Below are 23,894 nucleotides of genomic sequence, written 5' to 3'. Positions count from 1 at the left end.
GACCTTGACTTATAGGGCACTTCACAACTGGTGCCCCAGGCAGCAATCTGGAAAGGAACGTCTTAGTGTCTTCTTCGAAGCCGCACAAGCGCACAGCAACTCGTACTCGCGTTGGCGCTGCTACCGCAGCGATGGCAGTTGTAATGGGGCTCACGCCGGCAACGGCTTGGGCGGCTCCGGTTAACCCGCTGGCTGAGCTGGGTAGCCGCCTGGACTCAGTTTCGACGCTCCCAGCTAATGTAACCGCTCCGGAAGGGATCAAACTGCCCGGCGGTGGCTTGGAGGTCCCGGATTCCATTTCGCTGCCATCATCTTCCGGGGAAAACACCGACCCGAATGCGCCGAAGCCAACCTCGTACCGCCCGGACCAGATTGCGCGCGCGTACCCATCGGATGCCGCCACCGATAACTGGTTCTACTTCTACGTTGTGCATCCTTTCGTGGAGCTGGAGAAGAGCCACCCAGAGGTCATGGACCAGAACCTCGAAACGGTCGTCCGCATTAACAACGCTGCCAAGAATGACCCACAGGCACAGGAACTCGCTCTCGATGACGACTACCTGGATCCACTGGTCAATATCTCCACTGCTTTCGGTGCAAACCTGGGTCAGCATTTCCGTGATGCCTTCGATGAGGGACGTCTGCCGAAGGTGAAGGCACTGCTGTCCGGCAACCTTGCCCGCGGTGGTGGCCTTGTCAGCTCGACCTTCTTCGAGAAGTACGCATACGGCTATGATCGCCCGTTTGTGGTGGCGCCGGAACGCATCGAGCGCTACTACCGCGAAGGTCAGGATGACCCGTACTCGACCACGCCGTCCTACCCGTCGGGCCACACCAACAAGGCTGCATGGACCTCGACCATGCTGGCTATGATGCTGCCGGAGGTCGCACCGCAGATTCAGGCGCGTGCTTCCGAAGCTGGTCATTCGCGCATTGTCATGGGCGTGCACTACCCGCTGGATGTCATGGGTGGCCGCATGATGGGCAACCAGGCCGCAGCTGACCGTTGGGCAGACCCAGAGTTCCGCTCACTCATCGAAGAAGCAATGGATGAGCTGCGCACTGAACTTGAATACCGTTGTGGCGACACCATCGCCAACTGCGTTGCCAAGGACACCCCGTACATGAGCACCGCAGCTGCCGTTGAGCAGTACACCGAGCGTATGACCTACGACTTCAAGCAGGTTGGCCCAGCTAATGAGCCAGTTGTTGTCCCGAAGCGTTACGCAGGTTTGCTGGAGACCCGCTTCCCGCAGCTGACTGAGGAACAGCGCAACTCCATCCTCGCTCAGACCGCAATCCCGTCCGGTTACCCGCTCGACCGCACCGACGGTGAGGGCCAGCACGTTCGCATGAACCTGGCTCGCGCCCTGGCCGCCAACGTTGTTGTCAACGCCGATGGCAGCGTCACTGTCACCAACTAAAACGTCAACTACAAGCGCAGGGCCGCGTCGAGACGGTCCAGGGCCTCACTGAGGATTTCCGGGGAGGTCGCAAAGTTAAGCCGCACATGCCCAGCCCCGCCTTCGCCGAATGCGAAGCCGGGGTTGAGTGCTATTTTGGCGTTTTCAACCAACCACGCAGCTGGGTCATCACTGTCAACACCAGGCACGTCGCCTAAGTCCAACCACGCCAAGAATGATGCCTGCGGCGGGGTAAAGCGAGCCTGCGGCGCAATAGTGGACAAACGTGTTCGCAGAGTCTCACGGTTGGTGCGCAGGACATTGACAAAGTTGTCCAACCAGGGCACACCATCGCGGTAGGCGGCGGTGGCCGCGGCGACTCCAAGAATTGAGGCGCCCTCGCGCACAATGAAGGGCAGCTCCAGCCAGGTTTTGGCATCTTCGTCGTTAAAGATAATCTGCGCACACTTGAGGCCAGCGGTATTCCAGCCCTTCGAGGTAGCAGTCACTGTGATAGTCACGGCCGCCGCAGTATCCGACACCGACGCGGTTGGAGTGTGAGTGCCATTTAGAACTACTGGGCCGTGAATTTCGTCTGAGATAACTCGCGCACCAAAGCGAGCGGCTAAATCGGTAATCTCACGCAGTTTGTCAGCGGAGTAGGTAAAACCGAGAGGGTTATTCGGGTTACACAAAATTAGGCAACCTGCACCGTCGGCGAAGGCGCGTTCGAGGGCGCTGAGATCCGGGCCGTCGGCAAGCGTGGGGATGCACACTGTCTCGCGCCCCAGCGCGGGACCTACCTGGAAGAACGGCATGTAGGCGGGAGTGGGGACGACAATTGCGGAATCGGGGCGGGTGAAGCGTTCAACCGCGAGCGTGACACCGCGGACGACGTCGGCGACTGCAAAGATATTGTCGGGGTTCGGGCGCCATCCGTAGCGTGCTGCGGAAAAGTCCGCGGTTGCGGTCGTAAGCGCGGTGATGTCTTGCGAGAGGTATCCGAACTGTTCGCGCTGACACGCCTCGTCGATTGCGGCGCTGACCGCAGGGCAGGTTGTGGCATCGGATTCGGCGACCCACAGTGGCAGCACGTCCGGGGAATATGCGGTCCATTTGACTGTCCCGCGGGAGCGGAGTTTATCGAGGGAGGGGAATGTGACAGCGTTATTTACATTCATAGTTTCCGTGTATACAGAAAAAGCGGGAAGTCCGAAGACTCCCCGTTTTATCCAGTAGCTACGGCCACATCAGAAGCAGCCACAGCAATGACCAGCGCTAAGCCAGCCTCAGTGCCTCCTCAGCAGCTGGCAGGGCAGCTTCGCGATCAGCCTTGACCAGCCCCAGACGTGTGCGGCGATCGAGAATATCGTCGACACTGAGAGCTCCCTCGTGCGTCACATGCCAGGCGAACTCGGCGCGGGTGACATCGAGACCCTCCGCTACCGGGGCAAGCGGTCGGTCGAGCGGACAGGATTCGATGACCTCGAAGGATTCGGCACCGTAGCGATTAAACAGCGGCATCGGGATACGGCCTGCAGCGGCAGCGGTGCGAGCGCGGTCGAGCTCCTCCGGCTCGGAGCCCAGCACAGGGATCGTGCGGGTGGAGCACGGAGCAAGCGAAACACCGAGCTTCTCTTCGACCTTGTCCACGGTTTGCTCAGCCATAAGACGGTACTCGGTGAGTTTGCCACCAGTAATGGAAATCAGGCCGTTCGGGGCCTCCAACAAGGCGTGTTCGCGGGAGAGGTCAGCGGTGTGCGCCTCGCCGGCGTCGATGAGCGGACGCAGGCCGGCGAAAGCGCCGATGACATCGTCGCGAGTGAGCGGAACCTCGAGTGCCTGGTTGATGACATCGAGCAGAAAAACGATGTCATCCTCCGGTACTTCCGGCTCGTCCGGGATCGGGCCCGGTGCATCCTCATCTGTCAGGCCAATGTAGACGCGGTTGTGCTCTGCGGGCAGGACAAAACAGAAACGGTTGGTGTGACCGGGCACCGGTACCGTGAGAGAGCCGGTAGGGTTGCCTAGCTTCGCGGCGTCGAGAACCAGGTGTGTGCCGCGAGATGGGCGAATCTTGATGTTCGTCGCCAGTTCGGCTGCCCACACACCAGTGGCATTGACCACAGCGCGCGCCGGCAGCTCGAAGGAATCGCCAGTGAGCTCGTCGACTAGTGTGGCGCTCGTGCCAGAGGCAGTCTCGCAGCGCACCCGGGTCAGAATAGTTGCACCGTAGCTAGCGGCAGTTCGAGCGATAGCGGTGACCAAGCGTGCGTCGTCACGCAGCTGACCGTCGTAGTTGACGTAGCCGAATCTCACCTCGCGCTTACGTACGGTCGGCGAAAGCTGGCTGACTCGGCGGGAACCGACAGTGCGGGACAACGGAAGGGTAGTGGCGGAGGTACCAGCGATAATGCGCAAAAAGTCACCGGCCAAAAAGCCTAACCGTGGCAAAATTCGGGTCAGCGGTGCAAACTTATCCATCACCGGTACGACCTGCGGCAGGTTATGCACCAGGTGCGGAGCGGTGACGTCGAGCAGCGCACCACGTTCAATAGCTGAGCGGCGAGCGATACCGACATTGCCGCTGGCAAGGTAGCGCAGGCCGCCGTGGGCGAGCTTCGACGACCAACGAGAGGTACCGAAAGCTAAATCCTTCGATTCGATGAGAACGGTCTTCAAACCCCTCGACGCTGCATCTAAAGCGATGCCGACACCAGTTATACCGGCGCCAATGATCAGCAGATCGGGGATGTTGCCCTTAGCGGTTTCTTCGCGCAGACGATTCAAGTCCGCTTGCCGACGAGCCTTGTTCAAAACCGCAGCTGAGCGATCGCGCTGAGGAGCGTGCGTGGCAGTCATAGTCTTTCTTCCTCGACTTTCCCGAAGACGGTAATAGTGATGAAACGATCTGGCGTACGTGATGAAGTTGTGGAGTGCGTAGTGAGCGTGAACTATTTCGGGCGTAACCCATTGCAAGGCAATTAGAAATAGACTAAGTTGTTCATTATCAACGACCGGCACGGATATTGATTCAAGAAATCTTTCTTAGTTGCGAATCATTTCCCGGGGATTACAAGGAAGGAGACACCTCGATGGCTATGCACCCAGCGTCCAACCGCTCTGAGTCCATGAACCGAGCTTTCGCTGCTATTGCACCATCGCTGCAGATGTGTTGCTGCTGTCTCCAGTCCGTGCCGCCCCAGACAGGTCGTAACTAAAAAGACGCGCTTAGGCATGTAAAACGCCACGCTGTTTGCGGTCGCACGGACGAAATCGCACCGATTGAGCCGACCCATCCCACCATCCGAGCATTCTCGCTTGGAATCCTAGGAAGAAGCGACAGCGACAATGACCGCAGCACTCGAATCTTTTACCCTTGACGATTACGTTTCACTGTTTATTTATGACGGCCCAACGTCGCCGGAAATCTACGCTAGCGAACTGGTCAGTCTGGCGCACTAGTCGCTGCTAATGGCTAGGCATGCCGGACTTTCCATGTTTGGCAGAAAAAGGCTGTTGGGCTGCAGATGGCGGCACCAGGGTTAAATCATGTTGCCGTCGTAACGCTCTTCCAGGGAGCGCGGGCCGGTAGCCAACTTGCCCGGGTTGAGGATGCCAGCGGGGTCGAGTTCGTCCTTAATTGCGCGCATGACCTTGGCGAACAACTCGGTGTTCTCCTCGTAGTACTGCGGGCTGTGATCCTGGCCAATGCCATGGTGGTGCGTGATGGTGCCGCCGAATTTCATCATGGCTTCTGATGCCGCGGACTTGATGTCCATCCACTGCTGGAGAATCTCGCCCTCGGTCTCGCGGAAGAAGTACGTGAAGTACAGCGAGCAGCCGGATTTGTACATGTGCGAGATGTGGCAGAAGACGTACACCGGGGTGCCATGCTTTTCGCCAGCGGCTTCCATCGCGGAGGCGATTTCGCGGCGCAGTGTAGCGGCGTTATCCCAGGTGGTGGCGGTCTCTAGGGTGTCGACACCGACGCGGCGGGTCATCATGACATCGCGCAGGTACGGCGAGGAGAAGCGGTGGTTAACCCACGCCATGCCCGGGATGGAGCCCATGCGGACGCACTTCTTGGTCAGCAGGCGAGCGGCCAGGCGCTCACGGGTGACGCGGGCGCCGACCGGATCGGTCTGGGCGAAGCCAAAAATCACCATGCACGGGGTATTGATGCCACGCAGCTTCAGGTACTTTGTGACCTTCTCGGACATGCTGGCGGAGCCCAGCTGAGTGAGTCCAAACAGCGTCTCCTTCTCGTCGGAGATGCGCGCTAGGTGCGGGATATTTCCGCTCTGTTCCAACTTGCGCAGCTCCTCGGCGGCTTCCTCAAAGGAGTTGAAGAAGTAGGTGTCGAAGAGCATCTCCTTTTGTGGACGCTGATTTAGGGCAATCGTCACATGCGTGATGATGCCCAGGGTGCCCTCCGACCCCAGGAAAAGCTCACGCGGGTTTGGGCCGGATGCCGACGACGGCATGTCGCGGAACTCCATGGTGCCGGCTGGCGTGACGACGCGCATGCCAATCACATTGCGGTCGATGCGACCGTAACCAGAGGATTCCTGGCCTGCAGAGCGGCAGGAAACCCAACCGCCGACAGTGGAGTACTCGAAGGACTGCGGGAAGTGACCAGCGGTGAAGCCGACCTTGGACAGCTCCTTTTCCAGGTCGGGGCCGAAAACGCCGGTCTGGGCGGTGACGGTGCCAGCGACCTTGTCAATGTCGATGATCTTGTTAAAGGCGGTCATGGACACTGCGATGGCCTTACCCATGCCACCGTCAATAGCCTCCACGCCGCCGACGACCGAGGTGCCGCCGCCGAAGGGGACGACTGCAATCTTGCGCTCAGCGCAGACCTTGAACAGGTCCTCGATATGCTTTTCAGTTTTCGGTAGTACAACAGCATCTGGGGCAACATCGAGCTTGGCAGCACGAAGGCGAACCAGGTCGGGGTAGGAGCGGCCGACCGCGTGCTTGACGCGGGTTTCATGGTCGGTGGCGACGGCATCCGCGCCGATAGTAGCGCTCAGGGCTTCGATATCCTCGGTGTTGAGGCGGCTATCGGGGATGGTGACATCGGCGATATTGCGCGGCGGGTTGTTTGCGTCCAGCGACATACCGATTTCGCGTTGCAGGAGTTTCTCGCTGGCCACGGTGATTGGCTTGTCGTTGCCGTCAGCACCCCAGCCCCACCAGCGCATGCGGTACGGAATCGTGAGCTTGTTAGACATCCTGAGCTTCTCCTTGGGCATCGGTGCTGCGCGTCTGAACTGAGAAGTTATTTGTAGCTTGTGCAGAAGCACATCTTTACAGCTTTTATTATAGCGACATTGCGTTACGTTTTCTCAAAAAATGTCAATCATTCTTGGTAGACTTTAGTTAGATGCGGTAGCAAAACCGCATAAAGGCCAGTTTCGGCTGGTCAAAAGCCCACGTAAAAGTAGGTAATTCTTCGATGAACGCTAACGACAAAGATCTCAGTTACCCGCTGGGAACAACTGAGATTCGTACCCTCGCTCTGGTCACTAACCCCCACGCCGGTCATGGCGCCTCGCAGATTGCCTCAGCTCGGGCAAGTCGGGTGTTCGCGGATCGCGGTATCGACGTCATCGCTCTCCAAGGTGCTAACCCCGACGACGCCCGCAAGCTCATTCGTGAGGTCATCGCCGACGGCCGAATCGATGCCTTGGCAGTTTGCGGTGGCGACGGCATGATTAACCTCGCGCTGCAGGAGCAGGCACAGACCGGCATCCCCCTCGGTATTATCCCCGCTGGCACCGGAAACGACCACGGCCGTGAATACAATCTGCCGCGTGGCAATGCTCGCGATGCTGCTCACGTTATCGCCGACGGTTTCTGGACAACCACTGACCTCGGCCGCATTACGAGCGCAACAGGGGACCGGCGCTGGTTCGGCACCATCATGTGTGCCGGCTTCGACTCCATTGTCTCCGACCGCGTCAATCAGATGACCTGGCCACACGGCCGCAACCGCTACAACCTGGCCATCGTCCGCGAATTCTTGGCTTTCCACTCCCTGCCATTTCGCATCACGCTTGATGACAATCGGGTTCTCGAAGATCCCATCACGCTGGCCGCTTTCGGCAACACCCGTTCTTACGGCGGTGGTATGAAGATTTGCCCGTCTGCAGACCACTCCGATGGCCTGATGGACATCACCGTCATCGGCAAGGCCGGACGGATCAAGGCCGCCCTTGCTTTCAAGTCCGTATTCGACGGCACCGTTGAAAGAATCGGTGAGGTCAGCACCTATCGCGCTAAGAAGGCTTACGTGGAATATATTGGCCCGCCACGCCAGATGAATGCCTACGCTGACGGTGACCTCATGTTCCCGATGCCAGTCACGGTGGAAATCGTTCCAGGCGCTGGCCGCTACATCGTTCCCCGTCCGTAAAAGAGCGCAAGGGGGTTCTCGTCGTCAAGCTTTTCCCGCATGCTTGACGACGGCGCGCTACCCCTTGATGCCGTACTTCTTCAGGCGCAGACGGTCCGCCGCCGAGGCTGAGGCCGTCAGACGCAGTAGCTCTGCGTAGATGCCGTCGGTCTGCGCCAATTCGGCGGGCGCACCCACCTCGTCGACGTGACCATCACGCAGAGTGACGATGGTGTCGACATCGGAAATCGTGGACAGACGGTGGGCAATGATAACCGTGGTGCGCCCCTCCATCAGCTTGTCCAAGCCACGCTGAACTTCGCGTTCTGCCTTGGTGTCCAGCGCCGAAGTGGCCTCGTCCAGGATGAGCAGGGGAGCATCCTTCAAGATTGCGCGCGCAATAGCGATGCGCTGCTTCTGGCCACCCGAGAGCTTCAGCCCGCGCTCACCAATAGTGGTGTCGTAGCCGTCGGCGAAGCTGCGAATGAAGTCGTCGGCATTGGCCTTTTTGGCCGCAGCGATGACTTCCTCATCGGTAGCGTTGGGTTTGCCGTAGGCGATGTTCTCCCGAATCGTGCCGGAGAACAGCGAGGAGTCCTGGAACACGACGGCAGAGCCGGCGCGCAGAGTCGAACCGGAAACCTCGGAGACATCCGACCCCAGAACTCGTAAGCGGCCTGCGGTCGGGGCATAAAAGCCGAGCATCAGGTTGACGATGGTGGACTTGCCGCCACCCGATTCGCCGACCAAGGCGACTTTTTGGCCTGAGTACGCCTGGAAGCTGACGTTGGAGAGCACCGGCTTGTCCTCTTCGTAGGCGAAGTCCACTGCATCGAAGTCGACGACGGGAGCGTCAATAGCCTCCTGCTCGGCTGCGCGTTCCAGGGAGGAGCGGTAGGTGCTGTCGCTGGCCTCGTTGGTTGAGGTGGAACCAACGGATGCGGGGGCGAAGTCGCCGTTGTTCGCGGTCGCCGCATTGAGCAGCTCTGACTGCGTGCGAGCCTCTGGGGTAAGTTCCATGACCTTGAAGTAGTCCCGGGATCCGGCGACTGCGCGCTGGGCAGCGTCGACCAAGAAGCTCATCATGGTCACCGGTTGGCGCGCCATATTAATCAGCTGAATGAGCATGACCATGGTGCCGATGGAGAATTCCCCCGACAGCGTGCGCAGGAAAAGCAGCAGGTAGATGCCTGCGAAGATGACGTTCAAAATGCCACCGCGCAGGGCATCCATGCGGTGCCACCACGTCGACTGCTCGTGGGTCAGGGAAATGGTGCGGCGGAAACGGGAACCAAAGAAAGCAATCTCGCGCAGCTCCGCAGTGAAGGAGCGAACAACCTTGACCTGGCCGATGACCTCGGCAAAACGGCCACCGGCGATATCAATCTGTTCGTTCTTCTTGGCTTCAACCTTTTGCCAGCGTCTCGACGTCAATGCGGTGAGTAGGGTGTAGACCGGGAAAACGATAATCAGCAGCACCGCCAGCGGCCAGTAGTACCAAGCAGTGATGCACAGCACGGCGCCGACGGTCAACAACATCGGGAAGAAGTTGTTGGAAAAGGCCTGGAGGAACTGCGTGATATTGGTAATCGAGCGTTCCAGGCGGGCAATAATTGTGCCAGTGACCTGGCTGTCGAAATAGCGCTGCGGCAGCGACAGCAGCTTTGCATAGTAACGGGTCGACAGAATCTCGCGCATGCGCGCAGTCATCACATCGCCTAGGTAACCACCGATGTTATGCACGATGGTTTGCGTCAGATCAGCAATCAGCAGTCCGATGACCAGCCAAATCACGATGCGAGTGGTGTCGGACATCGCCGCTTGGCTCAAGCCTTCATCGCTGGACACCGCGCCGACGATGGCGTCGGTGGCATCGCGGATGAGGAAGGGGCTAATCAACGACGCGGCGGCGGTGGCCAGCGAACAGATGATGACCCCGATATAGAAAGGCCAGAGCACTCGCGTGGTGGATAGGATTCTGCTGAGCAGACGCACGGAAGACCTCTATCTTGTGGGATAGCGAATCCCACTATGAAATTACTGCGACAAAAGCCCTATCCTAACAGCGAGCGCACAGCACCAAGCGGCAGCGGCAGCCAGTTGGGACGGTTCTGTGCTTCATAAAGGCACTCATAGATGGCCTTATCCAGCACAAACGCTTCCAACAGCGCCGGGTCGCTGCTGTCGCCATAGCCTTCCAGGAAGGCATCGATATTGCGGCGAGCCCACTGCTCAACACGCTCGGTCGCTGCCTCGGTGTCCTCACGTCCCGTCAGCAGCGGATAGTGAGCGGCGTAATCGAAGGAGCGAATCATGCCGGCGATATCGCGCAGGCGGTGGTCCGGCAGACGGCGCTCCTCCCACGGGCGCGACGGCTCGCCTTCGAAGTCAATCAAGCGCCATGAGCTTGGAGTGCGCAATACCTGCCCCAAGTGCAGATCACCGTGGATTCGCTGGACGACGGCACCACCTTCCGGTACCGCAGCCTCTGCTCGATCGAAGATAGCCTGCGCTTTATCCTTGACCTCCGCAATCTGTGGCACCACGCCAGCGACAAAGTCCAGACGGGCACGCAGTGGAGCTATCAGCTCCGCTCCAGTCAGGCGATTCTTCACCGCGACAGCGGCTGCAAGACTGCTGTGCACCGAGGCCACTGCTTCGCCGAGCGCACGCGCTTCGGATGCAAAGTCGGTGCCCAAATCTTCCAGCGGGGTCTGGGCGTCGCGGATGGCATCGCGCACTGCGCCGAGAGCCAGCTCCCAGCCATCGACCGAGTTCGGTGCGAATTCCTGCAGCATGGCGGTGGTGTAGGTGTCCTCGCCAATGGTGGTCTCTACCCAGGAGTAGAGCTCAGGGACGAACTTGCAATCCGCCTGGGCCAGTGCGGCCAGCAGCTCCACATCGGCATTAGTGCCGGGGTAGAGGCGACGGAAGAACTTGCACATCACGCGGTCGTCGAAAATGACCGAGGTATTCGACTGCTCGACTCCCATGGGGCGGCCGGATTCCGGTCGGGGCTGCTCAGAGCCCGGCACACGCCGCAGTTCCATGCGACCGAGCTTGCCTTCGTCGGAAAGCTTCTGGCCGAGTGCCGTGATGGCATCCGAATCGATCAGAGCGTCGTAGCCGACGATGCCCTCGGCGCGAACTAGCAGGGATTGCTCGTGGCCCTCGGGGACGTCCTCCGCCCAAGCGATGGGCAGCTGATAGGTCGGTGCGGAATGGGCGGTGTGCACCCTCACCAATGCGATATCGACATCGGGACTGTCGGGATTGTCGCGCAGTACGGGGTCAAGCGCGAGAATCTCGACGTGGTCGATGTCAGAGACCTTGTCAGCGAAAAAGCGCATCTTGACCAGTGTGTCTGCCAGCTCTTCAGCAATGAAATCGGCGGTGGGAATAGTCATTTCAGTTCATTCGCCTTTCGGGACGTAAAAGATCACTCTTTATTATCGGCGTTTGTGACGGCATCGGTGGCGGTGCCAGAGGGCTCGCGTGATGACGTCACCGGCGCGTCCGATATCGCCTGTGCAACCGGGATTGTCGGCGCGGACATTGAGACGCTCGATTCGGCGTTTGTTTCCGGCGGAAGCTGGATTTCGAACCAGTAGAACCCGTGGCCAGGAAGCGTGATCTGGTAGGAATCGGTGCCAATCGTGGGGAAGGGTACCGAACCAGTGAGCTCTACCGGTGTGGCACCGGCGAACTCGGACAGATCCAGTGAGACGGCCGCGGGGTAGGAGGACAGGTTGTTGACGCACAGCAGCACTTCGTCGCCGTATGTGCGCAAATAGGTCAGAACAGAGGCGGTATCGCTATTCAGCTCGCGGAAATCACCGAGACCAAAAGCCTCATAGCGCTTGCGCACCTGAATCAGTCGACGCACCCAATTCAACAGGGAGTTGGAGTAGCTCGCTTGGTTTTCGACATTGACCGCCTGGTAGCCGTAGGTCGCATCCTGAATAGTCGGCAGATAGAGCCGACCCGGGTCGGCCTTGGAGAACCCGGCGTTGCGGTCGGGCGACCACTGCATTGGTGTGCGCACGCCATCGCGGTCGCCGAGCCAGATGTTGTCGCCCATGCCAATTTCGTCCCCGTAGTAGAGCACCGGCGAACCCGGCAGGGAGAGTAGCAGGGCATTGAAAAGCTCGAGCTGGGTGCGGTCATTTTGCAGCAGAGGCGCTAGCCGACGGCGAATGCCGATGTTGGCCTTCATCCGCGGATCGTGGGCATACTCGGCGTACATGTAGTCGCGCTCTGCATCAGTGACCATTTCCAACGTCAGCTCGTCGTGGTTGCGTAGGAAAATGCCCCACTGAGCCGAAGAGGGAATCTCTGGCGTGGACTCCAGGATCTCCGAGATGGGAAAGCGGGACTGCTTGCGCACCGCCATGAAAATGCGTGGCATAAGCGGGAAGTGGAAAGCCATGTGGCATTCGTCGCCACCGACCTCCGGGTCGCCGAAGTATTCCACCACATCGGAGGGCCACTGGTTGGCCTCCGCCAGCAGGACGCGACCCGGGTATTCCTCATCCATGACCTTGCGGCAGCGCTTTAGAAAAGCGTGGGTCTCGGGCAGGTTCTCGCAGTTAGTACCCTCGCGTTCAAAGAGGTAGGGAACAGCGTCGAGGCGGAAGCCATCAATGCCGAGATCCGACCAGAAGCGCAGCACATCGAGCATTGCTTCCTGCACCGCCGGATTGTCATAGTTCAGATCTGGCTGGTGGGAGAAGAAGCGGTGCCAGTAGTACTGACCACGCACCGGGTCGTAGGTCCAGTTGGAATCCTCGGTATCCACGAAAATAATGCGCGCGCCCGAGTAGGTGTCCGGGTCATCGGTCCAGACATAAAAGTCGCCGTAGGGGCCATCGGGGTCAGTGCGCGACTGTTGGAACCACTCATGGCTATCGGAGGTGTGGTTCATCACCAGGTCAGTAATAACGCGGATACCGCGCGCATGGGCCTCGTCGAGAAGCACCTTGAAATCCTCGACCGTGCCAAACTCGTCGAGAACGGCGCGGAAGTCGCGGATATCGTAACCGCCGTCGCGCAGCGGGGAGTCGTAGAAAGGCGGCAACCAGAGGCAGTCAACGCCCAGCCATTGCAGATAATCGAGCTTTTCCGTCAGCCCTTTGAGGTCGCCGGAGCCGTTGTCGTCGGAGTCAAAGAAGGCTCGGACGAGCACCTCATAGAACACCGCGCTGCGGTACCACTCGTAATCTTTCTTGGCGATAGTCATGCATCCCAGCGTAATGACTATGCCACTAGCCTGCAGAGAGAACCTTTCTGCGAGATCCCACAAAACCGCGCGAGTCGGCCGTCCTGGGAGACCTCATGAAACACCTTTTAAACAGCCTTGTGTTCCTGAATCAGCGCGGCGAGTTGGTACGCATCAGCCAGCGCGGGGTCGACCGGCTGCAGCGCAGAATTCTCGGGGATTAAAAGATTAAGCGGCTCCATAGTTGACAGTTAAACACAGAGGGAAAGCTTGCTTCTGGCCTGGGGGTTCGGTTACAACGGTGGCTATGGATCGCAGGAAACTTATCGCAGTTCTCATCACGCTTATCACCATTTTGGTCTGTGTAGAGATTTATCAGTACATCCAGACTTTGCCGGCCTAAGTTGCTGGGCTAAGTCGTTGAGTACAACAGTGCGGTACTAAGCAACGCAGCGCTAACCAGTGCGGCCAATGGCAAGCCTTACCCCGCCTCATGCGCCTAATCCCGCTTTATGCGCCAAAGAGCTGGCGCGGAGCCGCCCACGCATCGATGGCAATGCCCTCGACTGCCTGGGCGTCAGCGCCGGCAAAGGTAGTCACCTTGCGGTCATCGTTGTAGCGGGGCATGCGTGAGGTGCCTTCGCGGATGAACTCGACCGCCACTTGGTGGAATGGATGGTTGGGCTCTTTCATACCGAAGAAGCGTGCAATATCGATGCAGTGCGGAGCACCACTGGTGCGGCCAGCAGGTGCGTAGCCCAACCCTTCTCCCGGTTCGAATTGTGCCGCCCACACATCTAACCCAGCCGCTACGGACCGTTCGGCGACTTTAACAGCGTAAGAACGAATCGCGGAGTCAGAAATGACATTTCCCATCGGACGCTCGGCATAGGCGCCGGTAGGAAATTCGCCGCGGCCGCGATGCCCCCTGGCATAGCGCCGAGCCATCCACTCCCGCATGGGCAACTTGTCCATCGCCACAACCGGCGGTTCTGAGAAGAACTCTTCGCTGGTGGCGGTCACCATCGTGGGCAGTGTGGGAGCAAAGCTGTCAAAGCGAGGCCCAATTGCCGGATCCGAAGGCGAGGATGCCGAAACCAATTTCTGGGCCCGAGCGACCCTGCGTTCGTCGGCACGCGAAAAGACCTCGGTGGACGGCGCCCGTCCCACACCGATGCCCGCCAACGTGCGGCGGAGGCGCGAGCCGGACAGCAGCGAGAAGGCCGGCGACATGGCGATGGTGCGCTGGATCTGACCGCGCGTGCGTTCGTCGGCCGCGAGGGTGAGCGCCAGCGCCGCACCCGCCGATTGCCCCGAGATAGTGATGTTGTCGATATCGCCGCCGAAGGCAGGCGCGTTACGACGAGCCCACTGCAGCCCCAGATACAGATCATCAATGGCCCGGTAGGTCTCTGTTTGACTGTCGCGCCAGAATCCCTCCAGTCCCTTGCGGTATCCGAGCGAAACGGTGATGATGCCGGCCTGCGCAAAAGCCGTCGCGTCCGTCCAGGGCTCAGAGGGATGCCCAAACTCGTAGCTACCACCGTGAATCCACAGCAATACGGGATAGGAAGCGTCCGCGGGCCCAGCCGGTGCGGTGACGGTGAGAACTAACTCGCGCTCGGGCTCACAGCGCCGAGTGCCTGACTGTGGGCCGTCGGCCACTGGTACCGACGCGGCAAACGGAGCAGCATCTGCGTAATCGATATTGAAAACTTGTATTGCGCCTTCGCGAATCCGGCCGGTCAGTTGCCCGCAGGGAGCGGAAATAGTCGTCTCTGTCATGGCGGAAAACGCCTCCTCGTCACTGTTTGGTCCTGCCAGAAGGGCGGGGAGCCTGTGGTAGTCGCGCTCGCGTTTTCGAGCACGCTACAGTTGAATTCACTATGACCAATGATGCACGAAATCCACTGTTGACACCGTCGGAATTGTTCTGCGAATTGCCAGATTTTGCGGCAATCGATGACAGCCACGTCCGCGAGGCGTTTAGCGAAGCAATGCACAGCCATGCACGCGAGATTGACGCCATCGCCACGTCGTCGGAGGCACCGACCTTTGTTAACACCATCGAGGCAATGGAGAAGGCGGGCCAAGATCTGGACCGCGTCGCTGCTTATTTCTTCAACGTTGCCGGCACGGACGCCACCGATGTCCGCATGGAAATTGAAGCCGAGATTGCTCCGCAGCTCACAGCACACCTGGATCAGATTCGCATGCGCAGTGACCTGTGGCAGCGCATCAATGCCATTGACAGCGTTGACGATGCCGCCAACCCGGAAGAGGCGAAGCTGCTGCTGAAGAAGATCCGCGAGGACTTCCAGCGCGCCGGTGCGGACCTCAGCGACGAAGACAAAACCGAGCTTAGTCGCATCAATTCCCGCCTCTCTGAGCTGTCCACCGCCTTCGGCGAAAACCTGCTGAAGGACACCGTTGCGCGCGCCGTGGAAATCTACGACCGCGAAGAACTCGCCGGGCTTTCCGACGATGCCATTGCGTCCTTCGCCGCCTACGCGAAAAAGGCAGACACCGATGCGCCGTGGCTGATTCCACTGGACCTACCATCAACTCCTGCACAGCTGGCTGACCTGGATAGTCCGGCTACTCGTGCCAAGCTCTACGAAGCCTCACTGGGACGTGCGGGTGCTGCCTCCGGCAAGTTCGACAACTCCGACATTGTGCTGGAAATGGCACGCCTGCGCGCCCGCCGCGCCAAGCTGCTCGGTTACGACACGCATGCGGATTACGTCATTGCCAAGGAGACGGCAACCACCGCAGAGGCTGCTCGAAAGCTCATTGCAGACCTGGCGCCAGCTGCCATTGCCAATGCTGAAGGCGAGTACAAGCGGGTCGCTGATCTGGCTGGCGATGAGACGGTCACGGGCGCTGACTGGCCGTACTGGGAGCGCCGTCGTAAAGCGGAAGAATTCGCAGTCGACACGGAGGAGCTCAAGAACTACTTCGAGCTGCACCGTGTCATCGAAGACGGCGTGTTCTACGCTGCCCGCAAGCTTTACGGCATCGAAGTCGTCAAGCGCGAGGACCTGCAGGGATACGCGCCGGGAACGACTGTGTGGGAGGTCCGCCAGGGCGGAGGGGAGACCATCGGCCTGATTATTACGGACTACTTCTCGCGTCCGACCAAGCGCGGTGGTGCGTGGATGAGCTCGTTTAGGGATCAGTCCCGTCTGCTGGGCCGCCTGCCGGTCGTGGTCAACGTGATGAACATTGCCCAAACCGAGCCGGGAACCCCGGTGCTGCTGACACTCGACGAGGTCACCACTGCTTTCCACGAGTTCGGGCACGCCCTCCACGGTCTGCTTTCCGACGTCACGTACCCGACCTTCTCGGGCACTAACGTCCCGCGCGACTTTGTGGAATTCCCCTCTCAGATCAACGAGAACTGGGCGCTTGAGCCGTCCATTCTGGCCAACTACGCCGTCCACGTTCGTACCGGTGAGCCGATCCCAGCAGAGCTAGTCGAGTCGGTGAAGAAGGCCCGCACCGCTGGTGAGGGATTTGCCACGGTTGAGTACCTCGCAGCTTGCGCCATCGATTTGGCCTGGCACAGCCTCACCGAGGAGGAAGCGGCTCAGGTCACCGATGTCGACGCTTTCGAAGCGGAAGCACTCGCCGAACTCGGCCTCGATGTTCCCCACCTGGCCCCGCGTTACCGCTCCCGCTACTTCAACCACATCTTCGCCGGCGGGTATTCGGCGGGCTATTACTCCTACCTGTGGGCAGAGGTGCTCGATGCGGACGGTTTCGGTTGGTTCACCGACAACGGCGGTGCCACAATCAGCGGCGGCAGCCACTTCCGTGAAGAGATCCTCTCCCGTGGTGGCGCCATCGACTTCATGGCTGCGTACCGCGCTTTCCGAGGCCGCGATAAGGACATCCAGCCGCTCCTCGAACGCCGCGGACTGTCGGGCACTGATGCCTAGCTTCATGCTTTACGACGAGCCCCGCGACCGCCGCCCACTGGTTATTCCGGTCACCGGCAGGGTAGGTTGACACTCATGGCAGAAGCATTCGACAGAGTAGGGCAGTGGCTTATTCAATTGCCACTGCTTGCGCAGGTCAGCGCGCTATGCGTGGTTCTGCTGGTAGTCGGAGGGTTTGTTGCTTTCGTTCTCGTTGGTGCAATCGATGTTGTCAGCGGTCGTCTGTGGCAGAGGTCGGTGCGCCGGCGGGAGCGTTCGCAGGAGCGTCGAGGAGCGGGCAGCGAGAGCTAGCCGATGCGGTAGTGGCCTGCGGATAGCTCACTGGGAGGCCCGAAGAATTGAGCTGGGACAAGCCCCCGTTTAAGTGTTGGGTCGCTATCGCTGCCCTAAGGTATGTCTTAAAGTATTAGGAAATTTGCCCAACAGGCTAGAGTTGGGTAGTTCGCAAATATTTCGCAGTAGGGAGCTGAGTTAGCATGCATCGGTCGAGGCACTCGAAGGTCCTACTTGCCCTAATCGTTTTGCTTCTTCTCATCCTCATCGCTGGTGCAGTCACCGATTTCCAGTTTTAGCCTCGGTTTTAGTGCCGGGCACATAACCTGAAAAATCGGTGAACAGCAAAAATGAGGGATTAGGCGCTCACGAACCAATTAACGCTTGAATCCGGGGAAGCGAGGCAGGTCCTCGACAAGCACGGCCTTGCCCTCGGCATCGGTTAGCGGAATGCACCAGTTCGGGTATTGGTCGTGGCTCGTGCCCGGCTGGTTCTGGGTACGACGATCGCCGACCATGTCCACCAGGGCCTCACACTTCAGCGCGGATGGCGTCTGGTCGAGGAAGCGGTGCAGGCCCGTGACCAGTGCGTCAATTGGTGGCAGATTTTCGCGGGTAAGGGACTGAACATCCATGTCTGCGGCAGCCGTGTCACCAAAGCAGCCAGCTTCTTTGGCGGCGCCCAAAACCTTTCGAATCCACTCGAAGTCCCGGCGGTCTTCCTCCGCGACGTCGGAAAGCAATAGCCCCAGGCGTTCCCGCAGTTTGATGTGCTCGCCTGCGAGGTAGCCTGCCGTCGGCGGCAAATCGTGCGTGGTGACGGAGGACAAGCACAGGCTGCGGTAAGCGCTCGGTGGTTTCGGCTGGTCGCCGTCGGATTCAAACCACACGATTGAGGTGCCCATGATGCCCCGCGAAGCCAGGTAGTCCTGCACCCACGGCTCGAAAGTGCCCAGGTCTTCGCCTACGACGACGGCCCCAGCGAGCTCGGCCTCAAGTGCGAGAATGCCGACCATGGCCTCGTGGTCGAAGTACAGGTAGGTGCCATTGACGGGGGACTCCATCCGCGGCATGACCCAGAGGCGGAACATACCCAGCACGTGGTCAACACGAATGCCACCTGCGTGGCGAAGGATTGTGCGCAGCATGTCGCGCCAGGGGCGGTAACCGGCCTCGGCTAGCTTGTGCGGGTTCCACGGCGGCTGCGACCAGTCTTGGCCGCGCTGGTTAAAACCGTCTGGCGGTGCGCCAACAGAGATAGCAGGGGCGAGCCAATCAGCGAGGTTCTCGGCATCCGCACCGCCAGGGTGTACGCCGACGGCAAGGTCGGCCATGATGCCGATGCGCATACCCGCATCCAGGGCTGCCTCTTGTGCCTGGCCGAGCTGCTGATCGAGAATCCACTGCACCCAGAGGTGGAACTGGAAGATTTCCTCCCGCAGAGATTCGACACTGGCGTGGTTGCCCAGCGGTGGAACCAACTCGATATCGTTCTCGGCTACGGCACCAGAATCGGAAGTGGCAGCGCGTGCAGCATCGCGGGCAGCAGCGCGATCCGCGAGCTCGCGCTCGGTGCACCACGACGCGTAGTCGTATATGCCACGGCCCTCGGCCTCCAGCCAACGGTCAAATTCCGCCTGGCGTGCGTTGGACAGGGAGATCTTGTGAATTGCCCGCAATACCTTGAGCTTTGCAGCGTAGATGGGGTTGCGGTCAATCTCATCAGAGCTGTGATTGAGCTGGTGGAAGGAGTTCGCTAGCGCACGGGCTTCATCGGCCTCGTCCTTGTCCAGGTACCCGAACTCGTCGATAAGCTCTGGACGCGCGTACAGCGGATTGACATAGCGGCGCGTGGTGGGCAGGTACGGCGAGTCTTCTACCGGAGGCAGCGGTTCTGCGGCGTGCAGCGGATTGATGAGGACGAAATCAGAGCCCGCGTGCTGAGCGCTGACCTGTGCCAAGTCGCCGAGGGTAGCGAAATCGCCGATACCCCAGCTGCGGCTGGAGCGTACCGAGTACAGCTGTGCCATGACGCCATGCGCAGGATTCTGCACGTACTTGTCGGCAGTAGCGAGACGGTTGGGGGTTACGGCCAGATCGCACTCAGCGGCGTTGTCGTCGTTGACTGCACGCAAACGGTGCCAACCAAGTGGCAGATCCTCTGGAATTGCGAAGGCGGCTTCTCCCATCAACACATCGCCGACCTGGCGTGGTGGAACCAAGTGATGCACCTGTGCGCAGGGCCATTCTGCGCCATCCTCCAGTTTCACAGTCACGCTGACATTGCTGCCGTGCGGTACGTGAACCAGAACTCGGTGGAAGATGCCCTGGCGGGTAACTACCACGGGTGGGAGAAGGCGAGACCACTGCGTGTCCGCCCACTCACGACGGGCGTCGTTGATTTCGGCATCACTGGGATCTGGGCCCAAATCGATGTCGAGAGCAGCGAGAGTTTTTAGCACTGTCTCACGAGAGACGTGCACGAGTTGGCCCTCGGTGGAGTAGTAGGAAACCCCAACTCCGACATCTTTAGCGAGGTCGGCGAGCGGAGAGGAAAGGGGAGGATTGGAAGCTGCCTGTGTCACTCTTTCCATCATGCCAGTTTAGAAAAACTTTGCCAGTAGTAAGACAAATCACTTCGTTATCGAAATATTTAGTGAAATCACAACGGCGCAGGGTTTGATGTTCTAAGTTGATTCCTAACGAAACCAACGACGGACAGAACTACCGAAAGTAGGGGTTTGTAACTCGATGCGTGAATATACTACCGAGGCGAAATACGTCATCGGCGAGGACGAAACGATTATTACCTCGCTGCAGGAGCTGGTGCAGAAACGCCCGAAGCTGGTGCTTTTCACCCGCCCCAAGAACTTTGAGTGGGTAAATGTCACCGCTCAGGAGTTTTATGACGAGGCAAAGGGGGTCGCTAAGGGGCTAATCGCCAATGGTGTTCAGCCGGGCGACCGCGTAGCGCTGCTCAGTGAGACTCGCTACGAGTGGAACCTGATCAATACCGCTATCTGGATGGCGGGCGCCGCTGTTGTCCCGATTTACGGCTCTTCTTCGTCTGGCCAGATTCGTTGGATTATTGAAAACTCCGGTGCTGTTTTCGCATTTACTGAGTCGCGTGAGCACACCGACCGCATGAAGCCGCTGCTGGTCGAAAAAGGCACCGAGAACCCGGAGGGCGAGTCTCAGCTGCGTCGTGTGCTGGAGATTAACGCTTCCGCTACTGACACCATTAGCTACGAAGGCCGTGACATTGACGGCGACGAGGTCGAGCGTCGCATCAAGGGCACCAAGGCCGACGACCTGGCAACCGTGATTTACACCTCCGGTACCACTGGCCGTCCGAAGGGCTGCGTGCTCCTGCACAGCAACTGGCTGGCGGAGGCCCGCGCCATCCTCACCAACGAGATTGGCCTGATTGCCCGTCCGGGTAACCGCATTCTGACCTTCCTGCCGTTGGCGCACGTGTTGGCTCACGCAGTGTCCCTAGCTTCGATTATCGCTGGTGCTACCCAGTCTCACTGGGCTGATACCAAGACCGTCACCCTGGAGTTCCAGCGTTCTCGTCCGCACCTGATTCTCGGTGTGCCGCGCGTGTTCGAGAAGGTTCGTGACTCCGCCTACGCCTCCGCTAAGGAGAAGGGCGCATTCGGTCTGGCCATGTTCGAGCGTGCGGAGGCCACCGCCATCGAGTACTCCAAGGCGCTGGATACTCCGGCAGGTCCGTCGCGTGTCTTGAAGCTGCGTCGCCAGCTCTACGATCGCCTGCTGTTCTCGAAGATTCGCGCAGCTATGGGTGACGCCGTTCAGTACACCATCTCCGGTGGTTCGGCTCTGTCCTCTGACCTCGGGCACTTCTTCCGCGGTCTCGGTGTGCCTGTCTACGAAGGCTACGGTCTGACCGAGTCCACGGCTGCCATCACCGTGAACAACCCGGGCGAGCAAATCATTGGCACCGTTGGTCGTCCAGTTGGTGGCTGTTCCGCCGCTATCGCCGATGATGGCGAAGTTCTGCTGCGCGGTCCGGTTGTGTTTGACCGCTACTGGAAGAACGAAGAGGCAACCAAGGAAGCCTTCATCGACGGCGAATGGTTTAAGACTGGCGACCTCGGTGAGCTGACCGAAGAAGGTCACCTGAAGATTACCGGCCGCAAGAAGGACCTCATTGTCACCGCCGGTGGTAAGAATGTCGCGCCGGGCCCGATGGAAGACCGCATGCGTGCGCACCCGCTGGTGTCTCAGGCAGTCGTCATCGGCGATGGTCGTCCGTTCATCTCCGTGTTGGTCACTCTTGATGAGGAGGCACTGGAGAAGTGGAAGATTGAGCACTCCGTCCCCGAGCACACCTCGATCCGTGAACTCGCTGCCTCCAGTGCAGTTTTGCGCGCCGAGATTCAGGATGCCGTCAACTCCGCTAATGAGCTGGTTTCTCACGCAGAGGCTATTAAGAAGTTCCACATCCTGGACAAGGACTTCACCGAGGAAAGTGGCGAGCTGACCCCGACCATGAAGGTCAAGCGCAACATTGTCATGGACAACTACTCGCGTGACATTGAGGCTCTCTACCAGCGTTAATTCACGCTCTACCCGCTGTCGATAGAAAACGGCAGCGTGTTGTTACCGCGCTAGCGCCCCTCACCCCATTAAGGTGAGGGGCGCTAGAAATTTTTAAGGAGTTTTCAGTTTTCGAACGCCGAAGTTCGCCGATATTTTCCGGCATTCGTCAAAATTCGTCGGTATTCGAAAGCGGAAAACTGCAATGATGTCACTGACGCCGAAGATGTCGTGGGAGGGCGGGCAATGATTAACCACTTCGATGCTCGGCTACGCCTGCGCGAAGTGACCCAAGAGCTCTACGACATTGGTGACGAAGTTGCCGAACACATCGAGCACCTCGCTCAGGCGGTTGCTGATGTAGATCGTGAGCTGGTGGACGAATGTGTCCTCGAGCTCGCTGACATCGTCGACGAGGCCGTTGAGGACTGCCGCCCTCTGATTGGTGAACTTGATGGGCTACGCCAAGCGTTTACCTCCGGCATTCGCTCGGGGCGCATCGGTACTCTTTCCTCTGCTTCGACACCGCGGCGACACCCGCATCCGGCACCGAAGTCACCGGATGTGCAGTCGCTGTCGCTCATCCCGGCGCCATTGAAGCATCCGGTTGCAGTCCCTACGGTCACGCAGGCAATGATTGCTCGCTCCGATGCCGTGGCCTCCTACCTGGAGGAACTCGCCGACTGGGTTTCCGCCGAAAACATCCGAGGCGTGGAAAAGCTCGGTAGTGTGGTGCTTCCGCAGCTTTACGCGCAGTCTGGTCGCCGTGCTCTGTCTGCTGCCGCTGCCTGGTGCGTTGCTGTTCCCGAGACTCATCCTGCAGTTGCAAATGCGCTGCGCGGCCGCAGGCCTCCGGAGTTCCTGATGGAACGCGCCCGCATCGATGAAATTGTCCGCCGCGTCAAGCAACGTCGAGCCAAGGAGCATGCGTGAGCGAAGCCTCCGCACACACCGATTCCTTCGGTGTCTACTTACACGTCCCCTTCTGTGCCACCCGTTGTGGCTACTGCGATTTCAACACGTACACGCCAGGTCAGCTGGGCAGTGGCGCGACGCAGGGAGACTACCTCGATGCCATCGTGGCTGAGCTCGAGATGGCCGTCGTTAAGCACCCTGAACTCGCGCGTGGTGCCGACACCGTATTCGTCGGCGGTGGTACGCCGTCGATGTTGGGGGCGAGCGGTCTTCGTCGTCTGCTCGACGGTGTGCGCAACAGTTTTGGGCTTGCCGACGACGCCGAGGTCACCACCGAGTCGAATCCCGAGTCGACCTCTCCGGAGTTCTTCGAAGGCCTGGCCGAGGCAGGGTTTACCCGTGTGAGCTTGGGCATGCAGTCGGCTGTGCCGCATGTGCTGGCCACTTTGGATCGTACGCACACGCCGGGGCGTCCTGCGGCAGCGGTGGCGGAGGCACGCGCGGCCGGTTTTGAGCACATAAACCTCGACGTTATCTATGGCACGCCAGGGGAGTCGATGGCTGACCTCGATACGACGTTGGAGGCAGTCCTGGCCACGGAGGTCGATCATGTTTCGGCGTACTCGCTGATTGTCGAGCCAGGTACCGCGATGGCGCGTAAGGTTCGTCGCGGTGAACTGCCGATGCCTGACGACGATGATCTCGCCGATCGCTACGAGCGCATTGATGCTGCACTGAGTCAAGTCGGTTTCTCCTGGTATGAGGTGTCCAACTGGGCGAAGCCGGGTGGCCAGTGTCGCCACAACATGCTCTACTGGCGCGATGGAAATTGGTGGGGTGCGGGACCCGGTGCACATTCGCACCTGGATGGCACGAGGTTTTACAACGTCAAGCATCCGGCTCGCTACGCGGCGACCATTTCCGGCGGCGAGTTGCCGATCAAGGATTCAGAAGGGCTAACGGCCGAGGATCGACACACCGAGAAGATAATGCTGGGCCTCCGCCTGGCCGAGGGTATTGATGCCAATCTGCTCGGTGAGGATGAACTGGACAAGGCACGTCGGCAAGCGGAAGCGGGCATGGTGGAGTTTGTTTCCGTCGATGGTGGTCAGCGGATTCAGCTCACCAATCGCGGCCGTTTGCTGGCCGACGCAATAATTGTTGACATCCTTAGTTAA

General features: G+C 59.5%; 15 protein-coding genes. 7 read left to right on the top strand and 8 right to left on the bottom strand.

All coding sequences use genetic code 11. The features are described 5' to 3' along the window. The first annotated feature begins 65 nt into the window (after positions 1–65). A complete protein-coding gene (locus HMPREF2708_RS09465; protein ID WP_070834050.1) occupies positions 66–1,424 on the top strand; it encodes an acid phosphatase in 1,359 nt (452 codons plus the stop codon). An 8-nt stretch (positions 1,425–1,432) separates the two neighbouring features. Here HMPREF2708_RS09465 and HMPREF2708_RS09460 read toward each other — a convergent pair whose 3' ends face one another. From HMPREF2708_RS09460 to HMPREF2708_RS09450, 3 genes are all read right to left on the bottom strand, one after another. Next, positions 1,433–2,584 (bottom strand): MalY/PatB family protein, encoded by a 1,152-nt coding sequence (locus HMPREF2708_RS09460; RefSeq protein ID WP_070834049.1) that lies wholly within the window; start codon positions 2,582–2,584, stop codon positions 1,433–1,435. Positions 2,585–2,681: 97 nt separating this feature from the next. Next, positions 2,682–4,265: a glycerol-3-phosphate dehydrogenase/oxidase gene (locus HMPREF2708_RS09455; protein ID WP_070834048.1), complete on the bottom strand. Its 1,584-nt coding sequence runs from the start codon at positions 4,263–4,265 to the stop codon at positions 2,682–2,684. Between the two features lie 683 nt (positions 4,266–4,948). Further along, complete coding sequence (locus tag HMPREF2708_RS09450) at positions 4,949–6,643, bottom strand: FAD-binding oxidoreductase (protein ID WP_083321925.1); 1,695 nt, start codon at positions 6,641–6,643, stop codon at positions 4,949–4,951. A gap of 224 nt (positions 6,644–6,867) precedes the next feature. Here HMPREF2708_RS09450 and HMPREF2708_RS09445 point away from each other — a divergent pair, with 224 nt between their 5' ends. Beyond that, a complete protein-coding gene (locus tag HMPREF2708_RS09445) occupies positions 6,868–7,827 on the top strand; it encodes a diacylglycerol kinase (RefSeq protein ID WP_070834047.1) in 960 nt (319 codons plus the stop codon). Between the two features lie 57 nt (positions 7,828–7,884). On the opposite strand, the gene HMPREF2708_RS09440 is transcribed toward HMPREF2708_RS09445, so the two are convergent. From HMPREF2708_RS09440 to HMPREF2708_RS09425, 4 genes are all read right to left on the bottom strand, one after another. Further along, the gene (locus HMPREF2708_RS09440) at positions 7,885–9,801 is read right to left on the bottom strand and encodes an ABC transporter ATP-binding protein (RefSeq protein WP_070834046.1); all 1,917 of its coding nucleotides are present in this window, start codon (positions 9,799–9,801) and stop codon (positions 7,885–7,887) included. A gap of 59 nt (positions 9,802–9,860) precedes the next feature. Then, positions 9,861–11,213 carry a maltokinase N-terminal cap-like domain-containing protein gene (locus tag HMPREF2708_RS09435; RefSeq protein ID WP_070834045.1) on the bottom strand — a complete coding sequence of 451 codons (1,353 nt, stop codon included), beginning with the start codon at positions 11,211–11,213 and terminating at the stop codon, positions 9,861–9,863. 32 nt (positions 11,214–11,245) lie between these two features. After that, positions 11,246–13,045 (bottom strand): maltose alpha-D-glucosyltransferase, encoded by a 1,800-nt coding sequence (gene treS / locus HMPREF2708_RS09430; RefSeq protein WP_070834044.1) that lies wholly within the window; start codon positions 13,043–13,045, stop codon positions 11,246–11,248. 489 nt (positions 13,046–13,534) lie between these two features. Continuing rightward, complete coding sequence (locus tag HMPREF2708_RS09425; RefSeq protein ID WP_070834043.1) at positions 13,535–14,809, bottom strand: carboxylesterase family protein; 1,275 nt, start codon at positions 14,807–14,809, stop codon at positions 13,535–13,537. A 101-nt stretch (positions 14,810–14,910) separates the two neighbouring features. Here HMPREF2708_RS09425 and HMPREF2708_RS09420 point away from each other — a divergent pair, with 101 nt between their 5' ends. Both HMPREF2708_RS09420 and HMPREF2708_RS11035 read left to right on the top strand, forming a co-directional pair. Next, the gene (locus HMPREF2708_RS09420) at positions 14,911–16,965 is read left to right on the top strand and encodes a M3 family metallopeptidase (RefSeq protein WP_070834042.1); all 2,055 of its coding nucleotides are present in this window, start codon (positions 14,911–14,913) and stop codon (positions 16,963–16,965) included. Between the two features lie 75 nt (positions 16,966–17,040). Then, positions 17,041–17,256: a hypothetical protein gene (locus HMPREF2708_RS11035; RefSeq protein ID WP_141762941.1), complete on the top strand. Its 216-nt coding sequence runs from the start codon at positions 17,041–17,043 to the stop codon at positions 17,254–17,256. A gap of 359 nt (positions 17,257–17,615) precedes the next feature. Here HMPREF2708_RS11035 and malQ read toward each other — a convergent pair whose 3' ends face one another. Beyond that, positions 17,616–19,835: a 4-alpha-glucanotransferase gene (malQ, locus tag HMPREF2708_RS09415; protein ID WP_070834041.1), complete on the bottom strand. Its 2,220-nt coding sequence runs from the start codon at positions 19,833–19,835 to the stop codon at positions 17,616–17,618. A 154-nt stretch (positions 19,836–19,989) separates the two neighbouring features. Between malQ and HMPREF2708_RS09410 the strand changes: the two genes are divergently transcribed. The 3 genes from HMPREF2708_RS09410 (at position 19,990) to hemW (ending at position 23,894) form a co-directional block, all read left to right on the top strand. Beyond that, positions 19,990–21,822 (top strand): AMP-dependent synthetase/ligase, encoded by a 1,833-nt coding sequence (locus HMPREF2708_RS09410; protein ID WP_070834040.1) that lies wholly within the window; start codon positions 19,990–19,992, stop codon positions 21,820–21,822. Positions 21,823–22,047: 225 nt separating this feature from the next. Next, a complete protein-coding gene (locus HMPREF2708_RS09405; protein ID WP_016423121.1) occupies positions 22,048–22,734 on the top strand; it encodes a hypothetical protein in 687 nt (228 codons plus the stop codon). After that, positions 22,731–23,894, top strand: coding sequence for a radical SAM family heme chaperone HemW (hemW, locus tag HMPREF2708_RS09400; protein WP_070834039.1), 1,164 nt, complete (start codon positions 22,731–22,733; stop codon positions 23,892–23,894). Before HMPREF2708_RS09405 ends, hemW begins: the two co-directional genes overlap by 4 nt.

The organism is Corynebacterium sp. HMSC073H12, from assembly GCF_001837775.1.
Taxonomy (GTDB): Bacteria; Actinomycetota; Actinomycetes; order Mycobacteriales; family Mycobacteriaceae; genus Corynebacterium; species Corynebacterium amycolatum.
Note: the sequence above shows the minus strand (reverse complement) of the source record. Positions and strands in the feature narration are given on the sequence as shown.